Source organism: Enterobacter sp. 198 (genome assembly GCF_009025585.1).
Taxonomy (GTDB): domain Bacteria; phylum Pseudomonadota; class Gammaproteobacteria; order Enterobacterales; family Enterobacteriaceae; genus Enterobacter; species Enterobacter ludwigii.
In genome coordinates this window covers 103,048-124,628 of sequence record NZ_WCIM01000030.1, presented here as the reverse complement: position 1 = coordinate 124,628, position 21,581 = coordinate 103,048, and the positions used below count along the sequence as shown (strand labels likewise).

The following is a 21,581-nucleotide window of genomic DNA, read 5'->3' as shown; positions in this document are numbered from 1 at the left end:
ATGTGGGGAATTATCGCAACCTGGCGAATGGCGCTTGAAGGGGTCACGGAGTCTGCGTCTGCGCTGGCTGCGGGGAAACCGGTAGCAGAAGCGGTGGTCGATGCCGTTGCTGCCGTCGAGGACTTCCCGTTGTATAAATCCGTCGGCTACGGCGGGCTGCCAACCGAAAATGGCGAGGTCGAACTGGATGCGGCGTATATGGATGGCGATACGCTTGCGTTTGGGGCCGTGGGAGATCTGGTTGATATTGCGAACCCGGTGCGTGTCGCCCATGCGCTAAGCCGCCAGCGCTATAACAGCCTGCTGGTCGGCCAGGGCGCGCGCGAATGGGCGCTGAGTCAGGGGTTTGCCGACAAAACCATGCTTACCGACCGCGCGATGCAGCATTACCGTAAGCGCTGCCGGGAGACGCTGGACAAAGGCTTAAGCCCGTACGATGGGCATGACACCGTCGGGATTATTGGCCTCGACAAAAGGGGGTCAATGAGCGTGGCCACCTCCACCAGCGGTCTGTTTATGAAAAAGCGCGGCCGTATTGGCGACTCGCCGATTATCGGCTCCGGCTTTTACTGCGACAGTGAAACCGGTGCCGCCACCGCCACCGGCGTGGGGGAAGACCTGATGAAAGGCTGCACCAGCTACGAAATTGTTCGCCGCATGGCACAGGGCATGTCACCGCAGCAGGCGGCGGACTCGGTGGTCTTCGAACTGGAAGACAAACTGATGTCGCGCTTTGGCCGCGCGGGCGATCTCTCGGTGGTGTGCATGAATAATAAAGGCGAATTCGGCGCCGCAACCAACATCAAAACCTTCTCATTTGTGGTGGCAACGGCCCGCCAGCCTCTCACCGTATTTCGCGCCGAGCGCCTGCGGGAAAAAACGCACTATCAGCCCGTGGATGAGGAATGGATGCAGGCCTATGCCGCGCGGATCCGCGCGCCAGTTGAGGAGTCACAATGATTACTTTTGAGCTTATCATCGCCCTTGCAGACGCAAAGCCCCAGAGTCATCTTATTGCCCGTGCCGCCTGCGCGTTACTGCCGGACACCGCACTCATCGCTGAAATGCGTGAACAAAACGCCGTCGCGGATACCCGCTTTGGCTGTGCTCCGTTTGCCAGAATCACGCTGCTGCCGGATGCGCTCTGGCAGGACAGTCTGACAGAAGGGTTACTCACCGCCCTCCGTCCACTGCTGGCAGCCCCGGTCAGCGCCGATGTGGTACTGGATATCACGGATATTGACGAGGTGGTGCTGACGCAGGTTCTGCGTTTTCTCTTTAACCAGGCGTATGACCTTCGCGATCTGCAGCTTAAGAAAACCGATGGCAAAAGCGTTCGCCTTCGCCATGTCACCGCCCTGTGTCATCCGCAACAGCGTGAAAGGCTGGACGCTCTCTTCCAGCAACAGCAGGCCATTGCCCGAGGAATGGTCGCCGCGCGACGTCTGGCGGATATGCCGTCCGATCGCTGTACGCCGCAGTATGTCGTCGACGAAGCGCAAAAGCTGTGCGCCGCCTTCCCCGCCCTGCGGTGTGAAGTGCTTGATGAGAAGCAAATTATTGAACAGGGACTGGGGCTTCTGCATGCCGTCGGTAAAGGCGCGACCTGTCCACCGCGGCTGCTGGTCATTCACTATAACGGCATCGCTGATGGCCCGGTACGCTGTTACGTGGGCAAAGGCATAACGTTTGATACCGGTGGCCTGTGGCTGAAGGAAGGCGCGGGCATGTACACCATGAAATATGACATGTGCGGGGCAGCGAACGTGCTCGGGTTAATGCTGAGCGTGGCAGAACTCGGCCTGCCGGTTCGTATTATGGGCGTACTGGCGCTGGCGGAAAACGCCATAGGACCGGATGCGATGCAGCCGGGCACGGTGGCCAGCGCCTGCAACGGTATCACGGTTGAAATCAACAATACCGATGCCGAAGGCCGGCTGGTACTGGCGGATGCGATCGCCTGGGCCAGCCAGCGTCATCCGCAGGCTCGCTATATTATTGATATGGCGACCTTAACCGGTGCCGTCGTAAAAGCGCTGGGGTACGAGCTGAGTGGGTTAATGACGCAGGACGAAGCGCTGCGTCAGGCGCTCACCCGCGCGGGGAAACGGAGCGGTGATGAGGTGTGGTCCCTGCCGCTGGATGCACGGTTAAAAAAACAGACCGACAGCGCCATCGCCGACCTGTGCAATACCCCACCCAATAATGCGGCGATCAGCGCATCGGCGGCCTGGCTGTTACACCATTTTTGCCCGCCGACCATTCCATGGGCCCATCTGGATATTAGCGGCACGGCGCTGTGGCGTGAGTACGGAAAAAGCGTGGCCTCAGGCAGACCCATTCCACTTCTGGTTGAGCATTTGCTGGAAGACAGGTGAGTTTTAGCCAGTGGCACTGGTTCTCCCTCTGCGCCAGGCAGAGGGAGAAAAGCGCATCACAGCTTCAGAATATCTTTCACAAAAGGAATGGTCAGCTTGCGCTGCGCGGTAATCGAAGCGCGATCGAGCTGATCGAGCGTATCAAAGAGCGTGCGCATTTCCCGGTCCAGGCGCTTGAGCAGGAAACGCCCCACGTCTTCCGGGAGTTCAAAGCCGCGCAATCTTGCGCGCAGCTGTAACGCCTGAAGTTTGTCTTCATCCGACAGCGGCTGCAGCTTGTAGATTTGCCCCCAGTCCAGACGGGAAGCCAGATCCGGCAGCCCCAGATTCAGCTGGCGCGGCGGACGATCGCCGGTGATCAGCAGTCGGGTTTTCCCCGACTCCAGAATGCGGTTATAGAGGTTAAAGATCGCCATTTCCCATGGCTCATCCCCCGCCACACATTCGATATTATCGATGCAGACCAGTGAGAGATGTTCCATTCCCTCCATGACTTCAGGCACAAACCAGGTACGTTTATCCAGCGGCACATAGCCTACCGCATCACCCCGCGCGGAAAGCTCCGCACAGGCGGCATGCAACAGGTGGCTGCGCCCCGCGCCTTCGCGTGACCAGATATAGATGTATCCGCTGTGTTCCTGACGCAGCACGTTTTGCAGTGCAGCCAGTAAAGAGGGGTTATCACCCGGCCAGAAACTCGCAAAAGTTTCGTCGTCAGGGAGATAGAGTGGCAGAGAGAGCTGTGCCGGTCCGTTCAGAAGTACCTCAACCAGATCTTACATAAAATCGGCGGTGAGTTTAGCACGGAACGTGCAAGGAGAGAACCGGGCGGATCGTCCGCCCGGTTTTACGATCAATGTGACGCTTTTTCGCTGTCTTCGGCATCCAGCACCACTTCTTCTGGGCGCAGGACGGAGATCAGTTTGAAGATCAGGCTCAGGCCCACACCCACGATGGTCGCCAGCGCCATGCCTTTCAGTTCAGCCGCACCGATGTGCACCTTCGCGCCGCTCACGCCGATGATCAGGATCACGGAGGTGAGGATCAGGTTTTGCGCTTTGCTGTAGTCCACTTTAGATTCAATCAGCACGCGAATACCGGACGCGCCGATCACACCGTACAGCAGCAGAGAGACGCCTCCCATTACCGGTACCGGAATGATCTGGATAGCCGCCGCCAGTTTGCCCACGCAGGAGAGCAGGATGGCGATGATTGCCGCGCCGCCAATAACCCAGGTACTGTAGACACGGGTAATCGCCATCACGCCGATGTTCTCACCGTAGGTGGTGTTAGGCGTAGAACCAAAGAAACCGGAGATAATGGTAGAGAGGCCGTTAGCGAACATCGAGCGGTGCAGACCCGGGTCGCGGATCAGGTCACGTTTAACGATGTTTGCCGTCACCACCAGGTGACCTACGTGCTCAGCAATAACCACCAGCGCCGCGGGCAGGATCGTGAAAATGGCAAACCATTCAAAGCGTGGCGTATAGAAGGTTGGCAGTGCGAACCAGTGCGCTTCAGCAATGGGCGTGGTATCAACAACGCCCATCACGAAGGAGAGCGCATACCCCGCCAGCACACCGATCAGGATCGGGATAATTGCCATAAAACCGCGGAACAGCACGGAACCAAATACCGTTACGCCCAGTGTCACCATCGAGATAATGATGGTTTTGGAATCCGGTGACTGCCCGTCAGCAGGCAGCAGGCCAGCCATATTGGCCGCCACGCCCGCCAGCTCCAGACCGATGACGGCGACAATGGCCCCCATTGCAGCAGGCGGGAACATAACGTCCAGCCAGCCGGTACCGGCCTTCTTCACAATGAAAGAGACCAGGCAGAAGAGGACGCCACACATAATGAAGCCGCCCAGCGCCACTTCATACCCCAGCGGCAGCAACAGCAGAACCGGTGAAATAAAGGCGAAGCTTGAGCCGAGATAGGCAGGGATTTTGCCTTTACAGATAAAGAGGTAAAGTAGCGTACCCACACCGTTGAACAACAGCACGGTAGCCGGGTTAATGTGAAACAGGATTGGCACCAGCACGGTTGCGCCAAACATGGCGAACAGGTGCTGCAGACTAAGCGGGATTGTCTGTAAAAGCGGCGGTCTTTCACTCACCCCGATAGCACGGCGCGTCATAGTGTTTTCCTCTGAGTAGTATTGTTGTTGGCGTTTTATTCAAAAAAAAGCCGACTATCAAAGTCGGCTTCATTATCGTTATTCGATTATTTAGTACCAAAAATCTTATCGCCGGCATCGCCAAGCCCCGGGATGATGTACCCGTGCTCATTCAGCCCCTGGTCGATAGACGCGGTATAGAGTTCGATGTCCGGGTGCGCTTTTTCCAGCGCCGCGATACCTTCTGGTGCGGCAACCAGCACCAGCACTTTGATGCTGCTGCAACCGGCTTTTTTCAGCAGGTCGATGGTGGCAATCATTGAACCGCCGGTCGCCAGCATCGGGTCAACCACCAGGGCCATACGCTCGTCGATGTTAGACACCAGCTTCTGGAAGTACGGTACCGGCTCCAGGGTCTCTTCGTCGCGGTAGACCCCGACCACGCTGATGCGCGCGCTTGGCACGTGCTCCAGCACGCCTTCCATCATGCCGAGGCCGGCACGCAGGATGGGCACAACGGTAATTTTCTTACCTTTGATCTGCTCAACCTGAACCGGGCCGTTCCAGCCCTCGATGGTCACTTTTTCCGTTTCCAGGTCAGAGGTCGCTTCATAGGTCAGCAGGCTGCCGACTTCAGAAGCCAGTTCGCGAAAACGCTTCGTGCTGATGTCATGCTCACGCATCAGGCCCAGCTTGTGTTTAACGAGTGGGTGCTTCACTTCCACAATCTTCATTCTCTTTCTCCTCTGAGGGGGCAACCGCAAAAAAATCGCGGGATTATACCGCTTTTTTCGGATTGCACCATACCCAACTTGCTTGACGTACATCAAGCAAAGTGTTTTAGAGGCAAAAAAGCCGGAGGGCAAGCTCCGGCTTTTTGCGTTTTTACTCTGCTGGAATTAAAGAGTGTCGCCGTTGCTGGCTATCACCTGCTTATACCAGTCAAACGACTTCTTCTTACTGCGGTTCAGGGTGCCGTTACCTTCATTGTCTTTGTCGACAAAGATAAAGCCGTAGCGTTTTTTCATTTCACCCGTTCCGGCAGACACCAGGTCGATACAGCCCCACGGGGTATACCCCATCAGATCAACGCCATCTTCGACCACCGCTTTTTTCATTTCGCGGATGTGCGCGGCAAGGTAATCAATACGGTACTGGTCATTCACCGAACCGTCGCTCTCCTGCACGTCGATGGCGCCAAAGCCATTCTCCACGATGAACAGGGGCAACTGATAGTGATTCCAGAACCAGTTCAGGGAGTAACGCAGGCCCACCGGATCAATCTGCCAGCCCCAGGCAGATTTCTGCACGTACGGGTTGGAGACCAGGCTCTTACTTTCGTCGTAATCCAGCTCCGGGTTATCCGCCGTCGCTTTGGTGGCGAAAGACATGTAATAGCTAAAGCCAATGTAATCGACACACCCCTGCGTCAGCGCCGCGTTATCTTCTTCTGTGATATCCAGCGTGAAACCGCGACGAGCAAAGTAGTTAAGCAGATGCTGTGGGTACTTGCCGCGCACGTGGACATCGGTGAACCAGTAGCGACGGTGCATGGCATTCATCGCCATCATCATATCGTCCGGGGCACAGGTCAGCGGATAGATTGGACACATGGCAATCATGCAGCCGATCCGCAGAGACGGGTTAATGTCGCGCCCGGCCTTCACCGCCAGGGCGCTGGCCACCAGCTCATAGTGTGCCGCCTGGAACATCACCGGCTCGCGGTCTTCGCCCGGCTCGTACTTCAGACCGGAGTTGGTAAACGGTGCAAAGTCTTCGTGGAAGTTGGCCTGGTTATTGATCTCGTTAAAGGTCATCCAGTACTTCACTTTATGCTGGTAACGTCTGAACACAACCTCCGCAAAGCGAACAAAGAAGTCGATCAGCTTACGGTTGCGCCAGCCACCGTATTCGGTGACAAGGTGGAACGGCATCTCGAAATGGGAAAGGGTAATAACCGGCTCGATGCCATACTTCAGGCACTCGTCAAACAGGTCGTCATAGAATTTCAGGCCAGCTTCATTAGGCTCCAGCTCGTCCCCTTTCGGGAAGATACGCGTCCAGGCGATGGAGGTACGGAAGCATTTGAAGCCCATCTCGGCAAAGAGTTTGATGTCCTCTTTATAGCGATGGTAGAAATCGATGGCTTCATGGTTAGGGTAATTTTTCCCTGGCAGCACGCCGTTGGTGATTTCACGCGGCACGCCGTGCGCGCCGGCGGTCATCACATCGGCAACGCTGATCCCCTTACCGCCCTCGTTCCAGCCCCCTTCCAGCTGATGCGCTGCGACCGCACCGCCCCACAGAAAATCTGCTTTGAATCCAGACATACACTTTCCCTCATTCTGCGTTATTTTCTGCAAAAACAATTACAGAAACCGGTTTCATTCTGATGATGTGCAAAGGGGCTTTCTGTTGCAAGGAGAAAACCGAAACCGGTTTCATTTTCGTGAACAGACTCAACTTTAGGCGCATTCGCAGGGCCTGCTGAAAAAAAAATCCTCTCGCCGAGAATAGACTCGCAAACGTTTGCCTGGACTGTTAGAATTGCGCCGATTTTTCTTACTAGCTATGCAATCGCGTGGGGACTTGAGCCGTGACCAACAAAACTTCTCTCAGCTACAAAGATGCCGGTGTTGATATTGACGCAGGTAATGCGCTGGTTGACCGAATCAAAGGTGTGGTGAAAAAAACCCGCCGCCCGGAAGTGATGGGTGGTCTGGGTGGATTCGGCGCACTGTGCGCACTGCCGCAAAAATATCGTGAACCTGTTCTGGTCTCGGGTACTGATGGTGTAGGGACGAAACTGCGCCTGGCGATGGATTTAAAACGTCACGACACGATCGGTATCGATCTGGTCGCGATGTGTGTTAACGACCTGGTGGTTCAGGGCGCAGAGCCGCTGTTCTTCCTGGATTACTACGCGACCGGAAAACTGGACGTGGATACCGCAGCAAGCGTCATTAACGGCATTGCCGAAGGGTGTCTGCAGTCTGGCTGTGCGTTGGTCGGTGGTGAAACCGCCGAAATGCCCGGTATGTATCACGGCGAAGATTATGACGTCGCAGGTTTCTGCGTTGGCGTAGTAGAAAAATCAGAAATTATCGACGGCAGTAAAGTGGCTGATGGTGATGTGCTGATCGCGTTGGCCTCCAGCGGCCCGCACTCGAACGGCTACTCTCTGGTGCGTAAAATCCTCGACGTGAGCGGCAGCGATCCACTGACCACCGAGCTTGATGGCAAGCCACTGGCTGACCATTTGCTGGCGCCGACCCGCATCTACGTGAAAAACGTGCTGGAGCTGATCGAGAAGGTTGACGTTCACGCCATTGCCCACCTGACCGGTGGCGGCTTCTGGGAAAACATTCCGCGCGTACTGCCGGACAACACTCAGGCGGTGATTGACGAATCGTCCTGGCAGTGGCCATCCGTCTTTAACTGGCTGCAGACTGCGGGCAACGTGAGTTCACACGAGATGTACCGCACCTTTAACTGTGGCGTGGGCATGGTTATCGCGCTGCCAGCAAGCGAAGCGGATAAGGCGATTACGCTGCTGACCGACAAAGGTGAAAACGCGTGGAAAATCGGTATTATCAAAGCATCCGATTCCGAACAGCGTGTGGTCATTGAATGAAAAACATTGTGGTGCTCATTTCCGGTAACGGAAGCAATTTGCAGGCGATAATTGACGCCTGCAAACAGAAGAAAATCAACGGCACCATTCGGGCAGTATTCAGCAATAAGGCCGACGCGTTCGGCCTTGAACGTGCCCGGGAAGAGAACATTCCCGCGCACGCGCTGGAAGCCAGCCAGTTCTCCGGACGTGAAGCGTTTGACCGGGAACTGGTTCAGGAGATTGATGCCTACGCGCCTGACGTTGTCGTGCTGGCGGGGTATATGCGTATCCTGAGCCCGGCCTTTGTCGGGCACTACGCTGGTCGTCTGCTGAATATCCACCCTTCCCTCCTGCCGAAGTATCCCGGCCTGCACACCCATCGTCAGGTTCTGGAAAACGGCGATGAAGAGCACGGTACCTCCGTGCATTTCGTTACCGACGAGCTGGACGGCGGGCCGGTGATCCTGCAGGCAAAGGTGCCGGTCTTTGAAGGTGACAGCGAAGACGACGTTACCGAACGCGTGCAGACGCAGGAACACGCCATTTATCCTCTGGTGGTAAGCTGGTTTGTTGACGGGCGTCTTCAGATGCGCGACGGTGCCGCCTGGCTGGACGGCGTCAGGCTCCCTGCACAGGGTTATGCCGCTGACGAGTAGTTTGTTTGATGTGCCCGGCGGCGCGACGCCTGCACGGGCCTGTGGTCTTCACTGTCGGGTGAGCACCGCGCTTCCCGACATGCCCTTCCCCCAACCCTCTAAAATCCCCCAGAAAAAAAATAACTGTCATACTTTTCTGGCACTGTTGGACATATCGTGGAAATGCTCGCCATAATAAGGACGAGACGGATTTACCACGTCCTGTGATTGAACTGGAGTGTGAGCTGTAATGGGTCAGGAAAAGTTATATATCGAGAAAGAGCTAAGCTGGTTAGCATTCAACGAACGTGTACTCCAGGAAGCGGCAGACAAAAGTAACCCGCTTATCGAGCGTATGCGTTTTCTGGGGATTTACTCCAACAACCTGGATGAGTTCTACAAGGTTCGCTTTGCCGAACTGAAACGGCGAATCATCATCAGCGAAGAACAGGGCTTAAACTCTCACTCGCGCCATCTGCTGGGCAAAATTCAGTCGCGCGTATTGAAAGCCGATCAGGAGTTTGACGGCCTGTATAACGAACTGCTGCTGGAAATGGCACGCAATCAAATCTTCCTGATTAACGAACGTCAGCTTTCTGTTAACCAACAAACCTGGCTGCGTCACTATTTCAAACATTACCTGCGCCAGCACATTACCCCTATTCTGATCAACCGCGAAACCGATCTGGTGCAGTTCCTGAAAGATGACTACACCTACCTCGCGGTGGAAATTATTCGTGGCGACACGATTCGTTACGCATTGCTTGAGATCCCGTCGGATAAGGTGCCGCGCTTTGTGAACCTGCCGCCGGAAACCCCGCGCAGACGCAAGCCAATGATCCTGCTCGATAACATCCTGCGTTACTGCCTGGACGACATCTTTAAGGGCTTCTTCGATTACGACGCGTTAAACGCCTACTCCATGAAGATGACCCGTGACGCCGAATACGATCTGGTGCACGAGATGGAAGCCAGCCTGATGGAGCTGATGTCATCCAGCCTGAAACAGCGCCTGACGGCGGAGCCGGTGCGCTTTGTTTATCAGCGCGATATGCCAGATGCCATGGTGGAAATGCTGCGCGACAAGCTGACCATTTCTCGCTATGACTCCATCGTGCCGGGCGGTCGTTACCATAACTTTAAAGACTTTATTGGCTTCCCGAACGTCGGCAAGGCCAATCTGGTGAACAAACCGCTGCCGCGTCTGCGCCATCTCTGGTTCGATAAATTCCGCAACGGTTTCGACGCCATTCGCGAGCGCGATGTCCTGCTCTACTATCCGTACCATACGTTTGAACACGTGCTGGAACTGCTGCGTCAGGCTTCGTTCGACCCGAACGTACTGGCGATCAAAATCAACATCTACCGTGTGGCAAAAGATTCCCGCATCATCGATGCGATGATCCATGCGGCGCACAACGGCAAAAAAGTGACCGTGGTGGTTGAGCTGCAGGCACGCTTCGACGAAGAGGCAAACATTCACTGGGCGCGCCGTCTGACGGAAGCCGGTGTCCACGTTATCTTCTCAGCGCCTGGGCTGAAAATTCACGCCAAGCTGTTCCTCATCTCCCGTAAAGAGGGAGAGGACGTGGTGCGTTATGCCCACATCGGGACCGGGAACTTTAACGAAAAAACCGCGCGAATTTATACCGACTACTCGCTGCTGACTGCCGATGCGCGCATCACTAACGAGGTTCGCCGGGTATTCAACTTTATTGAGAACCCGTACCGCCCGGTCAGCTTCGATTATCTGCTGGTCTCGCCGCAGAACTCACGCCGCCTGCTGTACGACATGATCGATAAAGAGATCGCCAATGCCCAGAAAGGGCTGTCGTCGGGCATTACGCTGAAACTCAACAACCTGGTCGACAAAGGGCTGGTGGATCGTCTGTATGCGGCGTCCAGCTCCGGCGTTCCGGTCAATCTGCTGATACGCGGTATGTGCTCACTGATCCCTGAACTCGAAGGCATCAGCGACAATATTCGCGTGATCAGCATTGTTGACCGCTACCTGGAACACGATCGGGTTTATATTTTCGATAATGCGGGTGATAAACAGGTCTATCTCTCTTCTGCAGACTGGATGACGCGCAATATTGACTACCGAATTGAAGTCGCGACACCGCTCCTGGATCCGCGGCTGAAGCAGCAGATCCTCGATATCATCGAGATTCTGTTCAGCGATACGGTGAAAGCACGCTATATCGACAAAGAACTCAGTAACCGCTATGTACCGCGCGGCAATCGCCGTAAAGTGCGGTCGCAACTGGCGATTTACGACTATATCAAATCACTCGAGCAACCCGATTAACCTATGCCGATAAATGATAAGACCCCACGCCCGCAGGAATTCGCCGCGGTCGATCTTGGTTCTAACAGTTTCCACATGGTCATCGCCCGTGAGGTGGATGGCGCGTTGCAGATCATCGGTCGTCTGAAGCAGCGTGTACACCTGGCGGATGGTCTTGATGAGCGCAGCATGCTCAGCGAAGAGGCAATGGAGCGAGGCTTAAACTGCCTGTCGCTGTTTGCTGAACGTCTGCAGGGCTTCTCGCCTTCCAGCGTATGCATTGTGGGCACCCACACGTTGCGCCAGGCGCTGAACGCGCCTGAATTCCTCAAGCGGGCCGAAAAGGTGATCCCCTACCCCATTGAGATCATCTCAGGTAACGAGGAAGCCCGTCTGATTTTCATGGGTGTTGAACACACTCAGCCGGAAAAAGGACGCAAGCTGGTCATCGACATCGGCGGCGGCTCTACGGAACTGGTGATCGGCGAAGATTTTGAGCCGCGTCTCGTCGAAAGCCGTCGTATGGGCTGCGTCAGCTTTGCGCAGATGTATTTCCCGGGTGGCGCAATCAGCCGCGAAAACTTCCAGCGCGCGCGCATGGCCGCAATCCAGAAACTGGAGAACCTGGCCTGGCAGTACCGTATTCAGGGCTGGAACGTAGCGCTGGGCGCATCGGGCACCATCAAAGCGGCACATGAAGTGCTGCTGGCGATGGGTGAAAAAGATGGGTTTATCACCCCAGAGCGCCTGACCTTGCTGACCGAAGAGGTGCTGAAACATAAAAGCTTTGACGCCTTAAGCCTGCCGGGTCTTTCCGACGAGCGCAAAGCGGTATTCGTACCGGGGCTGGCTATCCTGTGCGGCGTATTTGATGCGCTGGCAATTAAAGAGCTGCGTCTTTCCGACGGCGCGCTGCGTGAAGGTGTGCTGTATGAAATGGAAGGCCGTTTCCGCCATCAGGATATTCGTAGCCGCACCGCGCAAAGCCTGGCAAACCAGTACAATATCGACCGCGAACAGGCGAAGCGCGTGCTGGAAACAACCGTTCAGATATACGACCAGTGGCAGGAGCAGAACCCTAAGCTGGCGCATCCGCAGCTTGCCGCCCTGCTGAAATGGGCAGCGATGCTGCACGAAGTGGGACTGAATATTAACCACAGCGGAATGCACCGCCACTCAGCCTATATCCTGCAAAACAGCGATCTGCCTGGCTTCAACCAGGAGCAGCAAACCATGATGGCGACCCTGGTTCGCTACCATCGTAAAGCCATCAAGCTTGACGATTTGCCACGCTTCACGCTGTTTAAGAAGAAGCAATTCCTGCCGCTTATCCAGCTGCTGCGTCTCGGCGTCCTGCTCAATAACCAGCGTCAGGCCACGACCACCCCGCCCACGCTGAAGCTCAAAACGGATGACAACCACTGGACCCTGAGCTTCCCGCCAGACTGGTTTAGCCAGAATGCGCTGGTGCTGCTGGATCTGGAAAAAGAGCAGCAGTACTGGGAAGCGGTCACCGGCTGGCTACTCAAAATCGAAGAAGAGAGCTCAGACGTCGCGGCGTAACCCCTCAGGCCTCGACCGGCGACGCCTCTGCTTCCAGCAGTGACTCAAGCGCAACCGGTCTGCCAATCAGATAACCCTGCACATAATCGATACCTAGCGCGTGAACCGCGCTACGTATCTCTTCTGTTTCGACATACTCCGCGACCACCAGCATTTTCTTCATTCGCGCCAGATGGCAAATCGAGGCCACTATCTGATAGTCCAGACTGTTGTTGACGATATTGCGGATAAAGCTTCCGTCTATCTTAAGGATATCGGCGTCCACGCTTTTCAGCCGCGCGTAGCTCGCATAGCCGGTACCGAAATCATCAATCGCAATGCGTACCCCCATTTTTTGCAACTGCCTGAGGGTATGTAACGCCTGCTCACCACTGCCGAAGGTGCTGCACTCGGTCACTTCAAATATCAGCTGCCAGGGTTCGACGGCGTATTTCGCCAGCAGACGACTCACCTCAGCCGGGAACTGCGCACGGCACACGGTGGAAGGGCCCAGATTAATGGCAAAACGCTGGCCGGGCAGATGTACCCGATGCTCTGCCAGGAAGCGTAGCGTGTTCTCCAGTACCCACAAATCAACCCGCGACGACAGACCAAACTCCTGGGCGACGGGCAGGAATTGCAAGGGAGAGAGCAACACCCCGTTTGCATCTGACATCCGCAGCAACACTTCGTGGTAGCAATCGCCCCGCACGCCGCAAACCGGCTGAACCAGCAGAGTAAACGCGTTACTGTCGAGCGCACTTTGCAGACGGCTCATCATCGCAACCTTGTCCTTCAGGCTACGCTGGAGATGGACAGCACCGCGCTGCTGCAGATTTTCCGGATGGTTGGTCGAAATCGACAGATCGGCAATCACCCCCAGTTCACCGAGGACCAGATAGAGGTGGGTCACCGGTGAGCGTACATAGCAGTAGCTCACGCCCACCTGAGGCTGCAGCGGCATCCCATCCCAGACAAAGCGGAACTGTTTAATATGCTCGTCCAGCGCCTCGATGCGTTGCTGGTGCGATTCCGCGTTAAGGCGAACCGCCAGGTCACAGCCGGTGAGGTGATAGACCCGCTCACTGGGCTGCAAGGTGCCATTGACCCACTGCGCCAGCTGCTGTTTATACAGGATCCGCAACAACACCCCGTAATTTCGGCCCAGCACCTCCAGCTCCGGAATGCGCAGCAGACAGAGCGCCGACCAGGGGTTTTTAGCAAGATCGCGCGACAAGGCCCGCAGGTTCGGCATATGGACAACCGGGTCGAGTAGCGCCAGCCTGCGGGAACGTTTATTCGCGGCGCGCTGGCAGGTGGCCAGCATCGACATGTAAATCACCACAAACGAAAAGACCAGATAGCTGGAAGAGGTAATTGCCAGCTGAATGTCATACCCGGACTGTTGAGGGATATAACGGTAAAAATAGTGGATGGACACCAGCAGCACCGGGGTCCAGATGAGCGACATCAGCTTATAGCCAAACCGCATCGCTCCCCAGAGCATCACCGGCATCAGTAACGACAGGGTGTAGTTGGTGGTGAAAATCGAGCTGTTTTCATTCATCGGGAGCAGCAGCAGGGTAAGCAGCCCGCCAAGCGCAATGGCCCACAGCAGAAATTCAATGACCGTCACCTTTTTGTCTATCTGCATTCGCACCTGCGAGACAAGACTTCTGATATACCGCGGATGGCGAATCAGACGGATCAGTAAATAGCTTAACGGCACGCCCGTCAGCCCGCTGACCAGCAGCGCCTGATAGTTAATCAGCGTGCGAATATTAAGCGGGGTTAACCCCTCCAGGCTCTGACGGCTCTCATACACACCCAGATAGAGGGCAAACTGAAACAGCACCAGAAACAGCGTCGCGGGGCAAAAGGCCTGCCAGAAGATACGCTGCGCCATCAGTCTGACATCCCCGTAAGCCGTCATGCTACGTCTGGGCGCAAACACCCGATACCCCCCCCAGCTGAGCACAACAGGGACAATAAAATGAAAAATGCCGGCGATGGTTTCGAACAACCCAACCGACGGGTAGTAGCGGATGAACAGTGACAATACGATGCCGGGCAGCGCTTCCAGACCAAAAAACATCATCACTGAAAGCAGAAAGGAGAGAGGTAAATAATAAAGTGCCACCAGACCATCGCCCAATCGGGTAAAGGTATTGGCAACGCTTAATACAGGCAGTAAACCCACCGGTAAAATAAGCGGTAAAGCCCACCAGCGGTCTTTATTGTTTTTCAGGAAAGAAATAATGTTCATAGATGCCCGTTTAAACCCCTTTCGCTCCAGAGGGAAATGAAGACAGGCATCCAACCTGACGTACCTGCCGCCCGACAAGGTGTGGGGCGAACAGCATGGAGGTGGGATTTTAAATACCAGGCCAGGGAAACCGTTGACTTAAATCAAACTAATTTACTCAAACGATCCTTTCTTACATTTTTTTTGAAATAGTTTTCTTCATATTATCAATATGGTAAATGCAATTATTAATTTCAATAACATTAATTAATGTAACTATTGACGGTTATTTACACATTTTCGAATTGACCCTCTCTTCCCGCTGTGCCTTAATATCCCTGTCGCCCAAAAGGGCATGCCCAGGAAAAACACAGTGAGTCAGGCCACGCGTATGCGAAAACGACATCAGTTCAACACCCGGATGACCCGCATCATACTGCTTATCAGCTTCCTGTTTTTCTTCGGCCGCTTCGTTTACTCCTCTATTGGCGCCTGGTATCACCATCAGGACAAGACCCAGTCACAGCAATCCAGCCTGACCGTTGATTCAGCCGATCGCTAACGCGTCGAAGGATTTTGTAATATCCGAATGATCCCTGCTATTCCTTTGCTCAGGATTTTATCCTGGCGCATCACTACAGCCAGCTGTCGCTGCAGCACGGGCGTGAGCGACATCACGCATAGCCCTTCGCGGTCAGCCGCCAGGTCTACGGCCATACGCGGCACGATACTGTAGCCAAGCCCCGCACGTACCATCCGCTTGATCGCCTCGATGCTGCCCAGCTGCATCACCGGCGTGAGGATTCGCCCCTCGGCCGCAAACCAGCCGTCGATCAGCGCCCGGGTGCCGCTGCCTGATTCAAAAGCAATGAATGGCTGCGCGTGCAACGCAGCCGGCGTCAACGACTGAAAACCGTCCTGCTGGTCCAGCGACGCGATAAAAACAAACTCTTCGTCCATCACCGGCGTAACGTCGAGCGCTCTTCCGCTCACCGGTAGCGTCACCAGCCCCATATCAAGTCGGTTTTCTTCAATTGCCCGGACGATGTCAAGCGTATTGCCGGTCGTCACGCCCACTCTGAGAAGCGGATAGTCACGTCCGAGCTGCTGCAACAGCGGCGGCAGAAGATGAATGCAGGCGGTTGCGCCCGTGCCAAGCGTAATGGTGCCACTCACGTCGTGGCTGAACTCACTCACGGACCGAATGGCTTCATCCACCGCCTGCTGAATACGCTCCCCGTGCACCAGCAACGCCTGCCCGGCAGCCGTGGGTTTGATACCCCGCCCGGTACGCTCTACCAGCCGGGTTTGCAGAAACTGCTCCAGCTGGCGGATTTGCAGGCTGACGGCCGGCTGGGAAATGCCCAGCAGGTCCGCCGCCGCGGAAAAACTGCCGCGCTGGATAACCAGACGGAACGTCGCGAGATAGCCCAGGTTGAGCGTTGTCATTCAAAGTTTCTCTTATACAGCGCATAAGGTGACTGACCTGCCAGCACAATAGCGCGCTCGCTATGCTCAGGACAACTGCATAACGGAATGAAAAACAATGAAAACACCTGCCCTTCCCCGTCACCTCGCCCTCCGGGCAGGTTGTCATCAGCTTATCAACTGGGGGATCTCGTTTTATATGCCCGGGACCTTTGCCCAGGCGATTGTGGCCGACCGGGGGTGGTCATCACCGCAGCTCTACCTCGGCCTGACGCTGGCGATGCTGGTAATGGCGATGGTCTCCCCTTTTGTCGCCCGACTGCTGGCGTACGCTGGCGGGCAGAACGTGGTGATGAGCGGAACGTTACTGATTGCCGCAAGCTGCGCGGGCATGGCATATACGCAGACGCTGTTCGGCTGGTACGGTGCCTGGCTGGTTGCCGGTATCGGGATGCGGCTGTCGCTGTATGATGCGCTGTTCGCCGCGCTGGTGAACCTGTACGGCCAGCAGGCACGCAGAACGATCTCGCGCATCACGCTCGCTGGCGGTCTGGCCTCAGCGGTTTTTTGGCCGCTGGGTGATGGGCTGCTGAAAGTGATGAGCTGGCAACACGCATTGCAGATCTACGCCCTCTTTGGCCTGCTGAGTACGGTACTGATTCGCACGCTTCCCCACCAGCGGCTGGCGGCCCCCCCGCACGTTACCGCGCCGCCCGTGCGCCAGGAACGGCGTAACGGCTGGCGGTATGCCACGTTTATTGCCCTCATGACCTTTGTCTCTAACGGCACGTCCACCCATCTGCCAGAGTTTATTGCCAGTTTTGGCCTGCCGGTCGCCATCGGCATGTTGTGGGGCGTTGGCCAGACGGGCGCACGCGCCACGGAGGTGCTGGCGGGTGCACGCTTAACCCCACTCAACCTCACGCTCCTGACCGCCCTCGCCATGCCGCTCTGCTTTGTTATCGGGTTAAGCAGCTCGCTGTTTGTCGGGTGTGCCGCCGGTTTTGTGCTGGGCTACGGCGCCATCAACGGGCTGATGACGATAGTAAAAGCCACCCTGCCGCTGACGCTTTTCAGCGCCGAAAGCTATGCCCGCCGCACCGGCATGCTGCTCATTCCCGCACAGCTTATGGCCGCGGCATCGCCGTTTGCCTATGCGTGGCTAAACAAAACGCTGGGGATCGCCGGCGCAATGTGGGTTTCCACCGCGCTGACGCTGGTGATTGCCGGGCTGGCGATAGCGATTGTGCGCAGTGCCGACCCCGCGCGGAATGATGAAATGTATCCCACTGTATCCGGAGCGCCACGCTGACAAGCCGGTACAAAACGCCGTTCCCCGCAAACATCCCGGATACATAAAAATGGTTTTCTGTGTCTGTCATTGTTTGAAACCGAATTTGAAACCGATTGAGGAGAGACTCAGATGATCCGTCGTTATTTACTGCTCCCTGCACTTGTTCTGGCGTCAGCAACCTGCTCCTGGGCCGCACCGCTGGATAACCTCAGCGCTGCCGACGTCAACGGCCCTGCCGCTGTTGCCCCGCTGGAACATCCACAGCCGGCCGCTAAGCTGATTGTCGATCCGCCGCTTGCCGGCCCGCTGAGCAAGGGGGCGGTCTTTATTCAATACCGGGCTGAAAACCTGCGCATCGAGCCGGTATTCGGGCCCGATGCGCTGAAGGTCACGCCACGTATCGGCCATATCCATGTCGTGGTGGATGACGCCCCCTGGCACTGGGCCGATACCAGCGGAGAGCCAATCATTCTGGTTGGGTTACCCGCCGGGAAGCATAAAGTGACCATAATTCTGGCCGACCCCACGCATAAACCCATCGACCATAAAACCATTGAATTCACCGTACCGCCTCACGCAACGGTCCATCATTTTTAAGGAGCCAGACAATGAAAGCACGCACTGTACTGACGGCGGGTCTGCTGGCGCTTTCAGCCAGCGCCTTTGCTGAGAGCAAAACCAGCGTGGTGCTGGTCCATGGCGCGTTTGCCGATGGCAGCAGCTGGAACAAGGTCATTACCCGGCTGCAAAAACAGCATACCGAGGTGATCGCCGTCCAGCTGCCGCTCACGTCGCTTAAAGATGACGTTGCTGCCACCCGGCGCGCCATTGCACGGGCGCATGGCGATGTGGTGCTGGTAGGTCATTCCTGGGGCGGAACGGTGATCAGCGAAGCGGGTAACGATGCACGGGTAAAATCCCTGGTCTATGTAGCGGCCTTTGCGCCTGATTCCGGCCAGTCGACGGCGGACCTGGCGGGAAGTTACCCACCGCCAGCGGGGAGCGCGGATATCGCAAAAACGGCAGACGGGTATTTGTATCTCCCGCCAGAAGCCGTGATGAAAGACTTCGCACCGGATGCAGGCGCCGTTGAACAGCAGACCATTGCAGCCACTCAGGGGCCGATCAAGGCCGACGCGTTTGCGGAAAAAGTGAGCCATGCGGCCTGGCATGAAAAGCCAAGCTGGTTTGTGGTCAGCAAAAATGACCGGATGATTAACCCTGAGCTTGAACGTGCGATGGCGAAAACGATCCACGCGAAAACCACGGAAGTGGCAGCAAGCCACGTGTCGATGGTGAGTCAGCCGGATGATATTGCCCGCACGATTGAACAGGCAATCACAAACCATTAAGAATGACACAACAGCCCGCGTAGCGCGGGCTTGCAGAGCGTCGGGTTACGTCACTTTCTGCACGTCAGTATCTTGCGCCTTCAGCGCCGTTCCATCCTGCGCTGCTGGCGCCATCAGGGGAACCGGCTTGCCGGTACGCCTGTCGATCAACAGCGAGTGGCACTCCCCGCGTTCAAACAGATGCTGCTCTCCCCACTGGCGAAGCGCAACGACGATGGGAAACAGGCTTTCGCCTTTGTCCGTCAGGACGTATTCCTGATACGACGTACCGTCCGACGCCCCCTGCATCGCGAGAATGCCCGCGTCGACCAGCTTGCGCAGCCGGTCAGCCAGAATGTTACGCGCAACCCCGAGATCCCGCTGAAAATCCCCGAAACGGCGCATGCCGTCAAAAGCATTACGCACAATCAGAAGCGACCAGCGATCGCCAATCAGATCGACGCTGCGGGCAACGGGACAGAATTCCTGTTCAATCAGTTTACGAGACGGCACAGCGTTACCCCGGCAGGTCAGTCAACAATAACTGGTTGCATTTTAAAACTGCATAACCTAGCCTTCAACTGGTTTCTTTTCAAAACCACTTTACCCAGGGCGAGGATTTGAACATGTCACACGCGTCACCACTACCGTCAGATCGAAAAACCGGGCACGTCCGCTCAGGCGACATGCCGCGTAGCCTGGTGTGGCTGTTCGCCCTCGCCAGCGGCTTAAGCGTGGCCAACGTCTATTACGCACAGCCGTTGCTTGACGCGTTGTCCAGAGACTTTGGCATCAGCCAGGGTGCCATTGGCGGCGTGGTCACCGCCACGCAGATTGGCTGTGCTCTGGCTCTGCTGTTCGTGGTTCCTCTGGGGGATAAAGTGGATCGCCGGCGCCTGATGGCGCTACAGCTTGTCGTACTGATCGCCGCACTGGTCACGGTCGGCATGGCGCAGACGTCAACGATGCTGCTGGCGGGTATGCTCGCCACCGGCATGGCAGGAACGGCCATGACGCAAGGGCTTATCGCCTATGCGGCCAACGCCGCGTCGCCGCATGAGCAAGGCCGCGTTATTGGTGCGGCACAAGGCGGGGTATTTATGGGCCTGTTAGTGGCCCGCGTCGTCTCCGGAGGCATCAGTGATATCGCGGGCTGGCGTGGCGTGTATCTCTCTGCCGCCGGGCTGATGATCATCATTGCGTTTCCGCTGTGGTGGAGGCTGCCCCGCTTGCCTGCGGTGCCTGAAACGATGAGTTACCCGGGCCTGATTCACTCAATGCTGACCCTGCTGCGGGAAGAAAAAGTCCTGCAGGTGCGCGGCGTACTGGCTTTACTGATGTTCGCTGCGTTCAATATTTTCTGGAGCGCTCTGGTGCTACCGTTAAGTGCCCCACCCTATAACTTATCGCATACCGCCATTGGTGCTTTTGGCCTGGCCGGAATGGCAGGCGCGTTAGCGGCAACCCGGGCCGGCGAGTGGGCCGATCGAGGATATGCCCGGCGCACCAGCGCGGCTGCGCTGGTCATGTTACTCCTGGCGTGGTGGCCGATTTCACTGATGGATCGTTCGCTCGGTATTTTGCTCATTGGCATCGTGCTGCTCGATTTGGGCGGGCAGGCGCTGCATGTCACCAACCAGAGCCTGATCTTTCGCGCCCGCCCCGAGGCGCATAGCCGGCTGGTCGGGCTTTACATGCTGTTTTATGCCGTCGGCAGCGGTCTGGGCGCGCTGAGCACCACGATGACGTATGCCATCGCGGGCTGGCAGGGCGTCTGCCTGACTGGCGCAGCGGTGAGCCTGATGGCGCTGGTGTTCTGGTGGGTAACGCGCAAAACAGGATAAGGGTGATAAAAAAAGCCCGCGGGGTGCGGGCTTCTGCAACGTCAACGTGGATAGTCGCGGTTGATCCACGCGTGATCGTCTTCCCAGGTGAACATCCATTTTCGCACCGGACCGGCCATCACGTTGAGATAGTAGCTGTCATAGCCAGCCAGCGTCGCCACCGGATGGTACCCCTTCGGCACCATCACCACGTCGCGGTTATAAACGGCCATACACTCATCCAGCGACCTGTCGTCGGTATAGACCCGCTGCATGCAGAACCCCTGCCCGGGATTGAGGCGATGATAGTAGGTCTCCTCCAGGTAGGTTTCCTGCGGTGGATTATCCGTATCGTGCTTATGGCTCGGGTATGAACTGGTGCAGCCTTCGTTGGTCCAGACCTCAACCACCAGCAGGCTGTCGGCGGGTTGATCTTCCGGCAGAATGTTGTGCACGTAGCGCTGGTTATGGCCTTTGCCGCGCGCCTGCGCGTCGATATCCTGCGGAGCGATAAGCCGTGTCGGGAAGGATCCTTTGCCGGGTGCGGCACAGACCGCCAGCTCCAGCGTCGTCAGCGCCTTAATCTGCACCGTCTCCTGCGGCGTGACGTAGACCGCCCAGGGCTTTATGCGCTCAAACGGGCTCATCCGCTCGCCGATGTCAGTAAACTGCGCGGTAGGTGTGCTGACAGAGGCCCGTCCGGCCACCAGCACCAGACAGCGCTCTTCGCTGACGGCGGGCAGCGTCAGCGTCTGCCCTTCCTGCAGTTCATACGCTTCAAAGCCAACGTATCCCCAGTCCGCGCGTTCCGGCGTGACGGACTGGGTACGGCCCTCCGCACTCGGCGGTTGCCAGCGTGATAACAGACGTGACATGT

General features: G+C 56.6%; 19 protein-coding genes. 11 read left to right on the top strand and 8 right to left on the bottom strand.

The genetic code is table 11. The features are described from left to right. The gene (locus F8561_RS18795; RefSeq protein ID WP_049022750.1) at nt 1–960 is read left to right on the top strand and encodes a N(4)-(beta-N-acetylglucosaminyl)-L-asparaginase; all 960 of its coding nucleotides are present in this window, start codon (nt 1–3) and stop codon (nt 958–960) included. Beyond that, complete coding sequence (locus F8561_RS18790) at nt 957–2,378, top strand: leucyl aminopeptidase family protein (RefSeq protein WP_151887779.1); 1,422 nt, start codon at nt 957–959, stop codon at nt 2,376–2,378. Before F8561_RS18795 ends, F8561_RS18790 begins: the two co-directional genes overlap by 4 nt. Before the next feature lie 56 nt (nt 2,379–2,434). Here F8561_RS18790 and F8561_RS18785 read toward each other — a convergent pair whose 3' ends face one another. The 4 genes from F8561_RS18785 to F8561_RS18770 form a co-directional block, all read right to left on the bottom strand. Then, nucleotides 2,435–3,136 (bottom strand): DnaA inactivator Hda, encoded by a 702-nt coding sequence (locus F8561_RS18785; protein ID WP_212479862.1) that lies wholly within the window; start codon nt 3,134–3,136, stop codon nt 2,435–2,437. Between the two features lie 95 nt (nt 3,137–3,231). Beyond that, nucleotides 3,232–4,521 carry a uracil permease gene (gene uraA / locus F8561_RS18780; RefSeq protein WP_014171128.1) on the bottom strand — a complete coding sequence of 430 codons (1,290 nt, stop codon included), beginning with the start codon at nt 4,519–4,521 and terminating at the stop codon, nt 3,232–3,234. A gap of 86 nt (nt 4,522–4,607) precedes the next feature. Next, complete coding sequence (upp, locus tag F8561_RS18775) at nt 4,608–5,234, bottom strand: uracil phosphoribosyltransferase (RefSeq protein WP_020883061.1); 627 nt, start codon at nt 5,232–5,234, stop codon at nt 4,608–4,610. Between the two features lie 165 nt (nt 5,235–5,399). Continuing rightward, nucleotides 5,400–6,830 carry a 6-phospho-beta-glucosidase gene (locus tag F8561_RS18770; RefSeq protein ID WP_151887778.1) on the bottom strand — a complete coding sequence of 477 codons (1,431 nt, stop codon included), beginning with the start codon at nt 6,828–6,830 and terminating at the stop codon, nt 5,400–5,402. A 266-nt stretch (nt 6,831–7,096) separates the two neighbouring features. Here F8561_RS18770 and purM point away from each other — a divergent pair, with 266 nt between their 5' ends. The 4 genes from purM to ppx all read left to right on the top strand — a co-directional run bounded on the left by purM (nt 7,097) and on the right by ppx (nt 12,604). After that, entirely contained in the window at nt 7,097–8,134 is a 1,038-nt protein-coding gene (gene purM, locus F8561_RS18765) for a phosphoribosylformylglycinamidine cyclo-ligase (protein ID WP_014171131.1), read from the top strand. Continuing rightward, nucleotides 8,131–8,772 (top strand): phosphoribosylglycinamide formyltransferase, encoded by a 642-nt coding sequence (gene purN / locus F8561_RS18760; protein WP_014171132.1) that lies wholly within the window; start codon nt 8,131–8,133, stop codon nt 8,770–8,772. The genes purM and purN overlap by 4 nt, the downstream gene beginning before the upstream one ends. Nucleotides 8,773–9,001: 229 nt before the next feature. Next, entirely contained in the window at nt 9,002–11,062 is a 2,061-nt protein-coding gene (ppk1, locus tag F8561_RS18755) for a polyphosphate kinase 1 (RefSeq protein WP_014171133.1), read from the top strand. 3 nt (nt 11,063–11,065) lie between these two features. After that, nucleotides 11,066–12,604, top strand: coding sequence for an exopolyphosphatase (gene ppx, locus F8561_RS18750; protein WP_020883058.1), 1,539 nt, complete (start codon nt 11,066–11,068; stop codon nt 12,602–12,604). Between the two features lie 4 nt (nt 12,605–12,608). Here ppx and F8561_RS18745 read toward each other — a convergent pair whose 3' ends face one another. Next, the gene (locus F8561_RS18745; protein WP_151887777.1) at nt 12,609–14,849 is read right to left on the bottom strand and encodes an EAL domain-containing protein; all 2,241 of its coding nucleotides are present in this window, start codon (nt 14,847–14,849) and stop codon (nt 12,609–12,611) included. Nucleotides 14,850–15,219: 370 nt separating this feature from the next. On the opposite strand from F8561_RS18745, the gene F8561_RS18740 reads away from it, so the two are divergent. Continuing rightward, nucleotides 15,220–15,390 (top strand): YfgG family protein, encoded by a 171-nt coding sequence (locus F8561_RS18740; RefSeq protein WP_086463593.1) that lies wholly within the window; start codon nt 15,220–15,222, stop codon nt 15,388–15,390. Here the strand turns inward: F8561_RS18740 and F8561_RS18735 are convergent. Continuing rightward, complete coding sequence (locus F8561_RS18735; protein ID WP_014171137.1) at nt 15,387–16,277, bottom strand: LysR family transcriptional regulator; 891 nt, start codon at nt 16,275–16,277, stop codon at nt 15,387–15,389. The genes F8561_RS18740 and F8561_RS18735 overlap by 4 nt on opposite strands. A 97-nt stretch (nt 16,278–16,374) precedes the next feature. Here F8561_RS18735 and F8561_RS18730 point away from each other — a divergent pair, with 97 nt between their 5' ends. From F8561_RS18730 to F8561_RS18720, 3 genes are all read left to right on the top strand, one after another. After that, nucleotides 16,375–17,568 carry an MFS transporter gene (locus F8561_RS18730; RefSeq protein ID WP_040018115.1) on the top strand — a complete coding sequence of 398 codons (1,194 nt, stop codon included), beginning with the start codon at nt 16,375–16,377 and terminating at the stop codon, nt 17,566–17,568. Nucleotides 17,569–17,679: 111 nt separating this feature from the next. Continuing rightward, complete coding sequence (locus tag F8561_RS18725) at nt 17,680–18,147, top strand: DUF6130 family protein (RefSeq protein ID WP_151887776.1); 468 nt, start codon at nt 17,680–17,682, stop codon at nt 18,145–18,147. Between the two features lie 11 nt (nt 18,148–18,158). Continuing rightward, the gene (locus F8561_RS18720; protein ID WP_151887775.1) at nt 18,159–18,902 is read left to right on the top strand and encodes an alpha/beta fold hydrolase; all 744 of its coding nucleotides are present in this window, start codon (nt 18,159–18,161) and stop codon (nt 18,900–18,902) included. A 45-nt stretch (nt 18,903–18,947) separates the two neighbouring features. On the opposite strand, the gene F8561_RS18715 is transcribed toward F8561_RS18720, so the two are convergent. Next, on the bottom strand, nt 18,948–19,394 hold the full coding sequence (locus F8561_RS18715; RefSeq protein ID WP_151887774.1) for a winged helix-turn-helix transcriptional regulator: 447 nt from the start codon (nt 19,392–19,394) through the stop codon (nt 18,948–18,950). A 113-nt stretch (nt 19,395–19,507) separates the two neighbouring features. Here F8561_RS18715 and F8561_RS18710 point away from each other — a divergent pair, with 113 nt between their 5' ends. Beyond that, complete coding sequence (locus F8561_RS18710; protein WP_151887773.1) at nt 19,508–20,725, top strand: MFS transporter; 1,218 nt, start codon at nt 19,508–19,510, stop codon at nt 20,723–20,725. A 41-nt stretch (nt 20,726–20,766) separates the two neighbouring features. Here F8561_RS18710 and iolB read toward each other — a convergent pair whose 3' ends face one another. After that, nucleotides 20,767–21,579 (bottom strand): 5-deoxy-glucuronate isomerase, encoded by an 813-nt coding sequence (iolB, locus tag F8561_RS18705; protein ID WP_047955946.1) that lies wholly within the window; start codon nt 21,577–21,579, stop codon nt 20,767–20,769. Nucleotides 21,580–21,581 lie beyond the last annotated feature (2 nt).

What these genes read in the sequence shown, in the direction of transcription:
- F8561_RS18770 (WP_151887778.1), bottom strand. Translation starts at nt 6,830, where the DNA reads ATGTCTGGATTCAAAGCAGATTTTCTGTGGGGCGGTGCGGTCGCAGCG.
- uraA (WP_014171128.1), bottom strand. Translation starts at nt 4,521, where the DNA reads ATGACGCGCCGTGCTATCGGGGTGAGTGAAAGACCGCCGCTTTTACAG.
- F8561_RS18730 (WP_040018115.1), top strand. Translation starts at nt 16,375, where the DNA reads ATGAAAACACCTGCCCTTCCCCGTCACCTCGCCCTCCGGGCAGGTTGT.
- F8561_RS18710 (WP_151887773.1), top strand. Translation starts at nt 19,508, where the DNA reads ATGTCACACGCGTCACCACTACCGTCAGATCGAAAAACCGGGCACGTC.
- F8561_RS18725 (WP_151887776.1), top strand. Translation starts at nt 17,680, where the DNA reads ATGATCCGTCGTTATTTACTGCTCCCTGCACTTGTTCTGGCGTCAGCA.
- ppk1 (WP_014171133.1), top strand. Translation starts at nt 9,002, where the DNA reads ATGGGTCAGGAAAAGTTATATATCGAGAAAGAGCTAAGCTGGTTAGCA.
- upp (WP_020883061.1), bottom strand. Translation starts at nt 5,234, where the DNA reads ATGAAGATTGTGGAAGTGAAGCACCCACTCGTTAAACACAAGCTGGGC.
- F8561_RS18735 (WP_014171137.1), bottom strand. Translation starts at nt 16,277, where the DNA reads ATGACAACGCTCAACCTGGGCTATCTCGCGACGTTCCGTCTGGTTATC.
- F8561_RS18745 (WP_151887777.1), bottom strand. Translation starts at nt 14,849, where the DNA reads ATGAACATTATTTCTTTCCTGAAAAACAATAAAGACCGCTGGTGGGCT.
- F8561_RS18740 (WP_086463593.1), top strand. Translation starts at nt 15,220, where the DNA reads ATGCGAAAACGACATCAGTTCAACACCCGGATGACCCGCATCATACTG.
- purN (WP_014171132.1), top strand. Translation starts at nt 8,131, where the DNA reads ATGAAAAACATTGTGGTGCTCATTTCCGGTAACGGAAGCAATTTGCAG.
- F8561_RS18720 (WP_151887775.1), top strand. Translation starts at nt 18,159, where the DNA reads ATGAAAGCACGCACTGTACTGACGGCGGGTCTGCTGGCGCTTTCAGCC.
- iolB (WP_047955946.1), bottom strand. Translation starts at nt 21,579, where the DNA reads ATGTCACGTCTGTTATCACGCTGGCAACCGCCGAGTGCGGAGGGCCGT.
- ppx (WP_020883058.1), top strand. Translation starts at nt 11,066, where the DNA reads ATGCCGATAAATGATAAGACCCCACGCCCGCAGGAATTCGCCGCGGTC.
- F8561_RS18795 (WP_049022750.1), top strand. Translation starts at nt 1, where the DNA reads ATGTGGGGAATTATCGCAACCTGGCGAATGGCGCTTGAAGGGGTCACG.
- F8561_RS18790 (WP_151887779.1), top strand. Translation starts at nt 957, where the DNA reads ATGATTACTTTTGAGCTTATCATCGCCCTTGCAGACGCAAAGCCCCAG.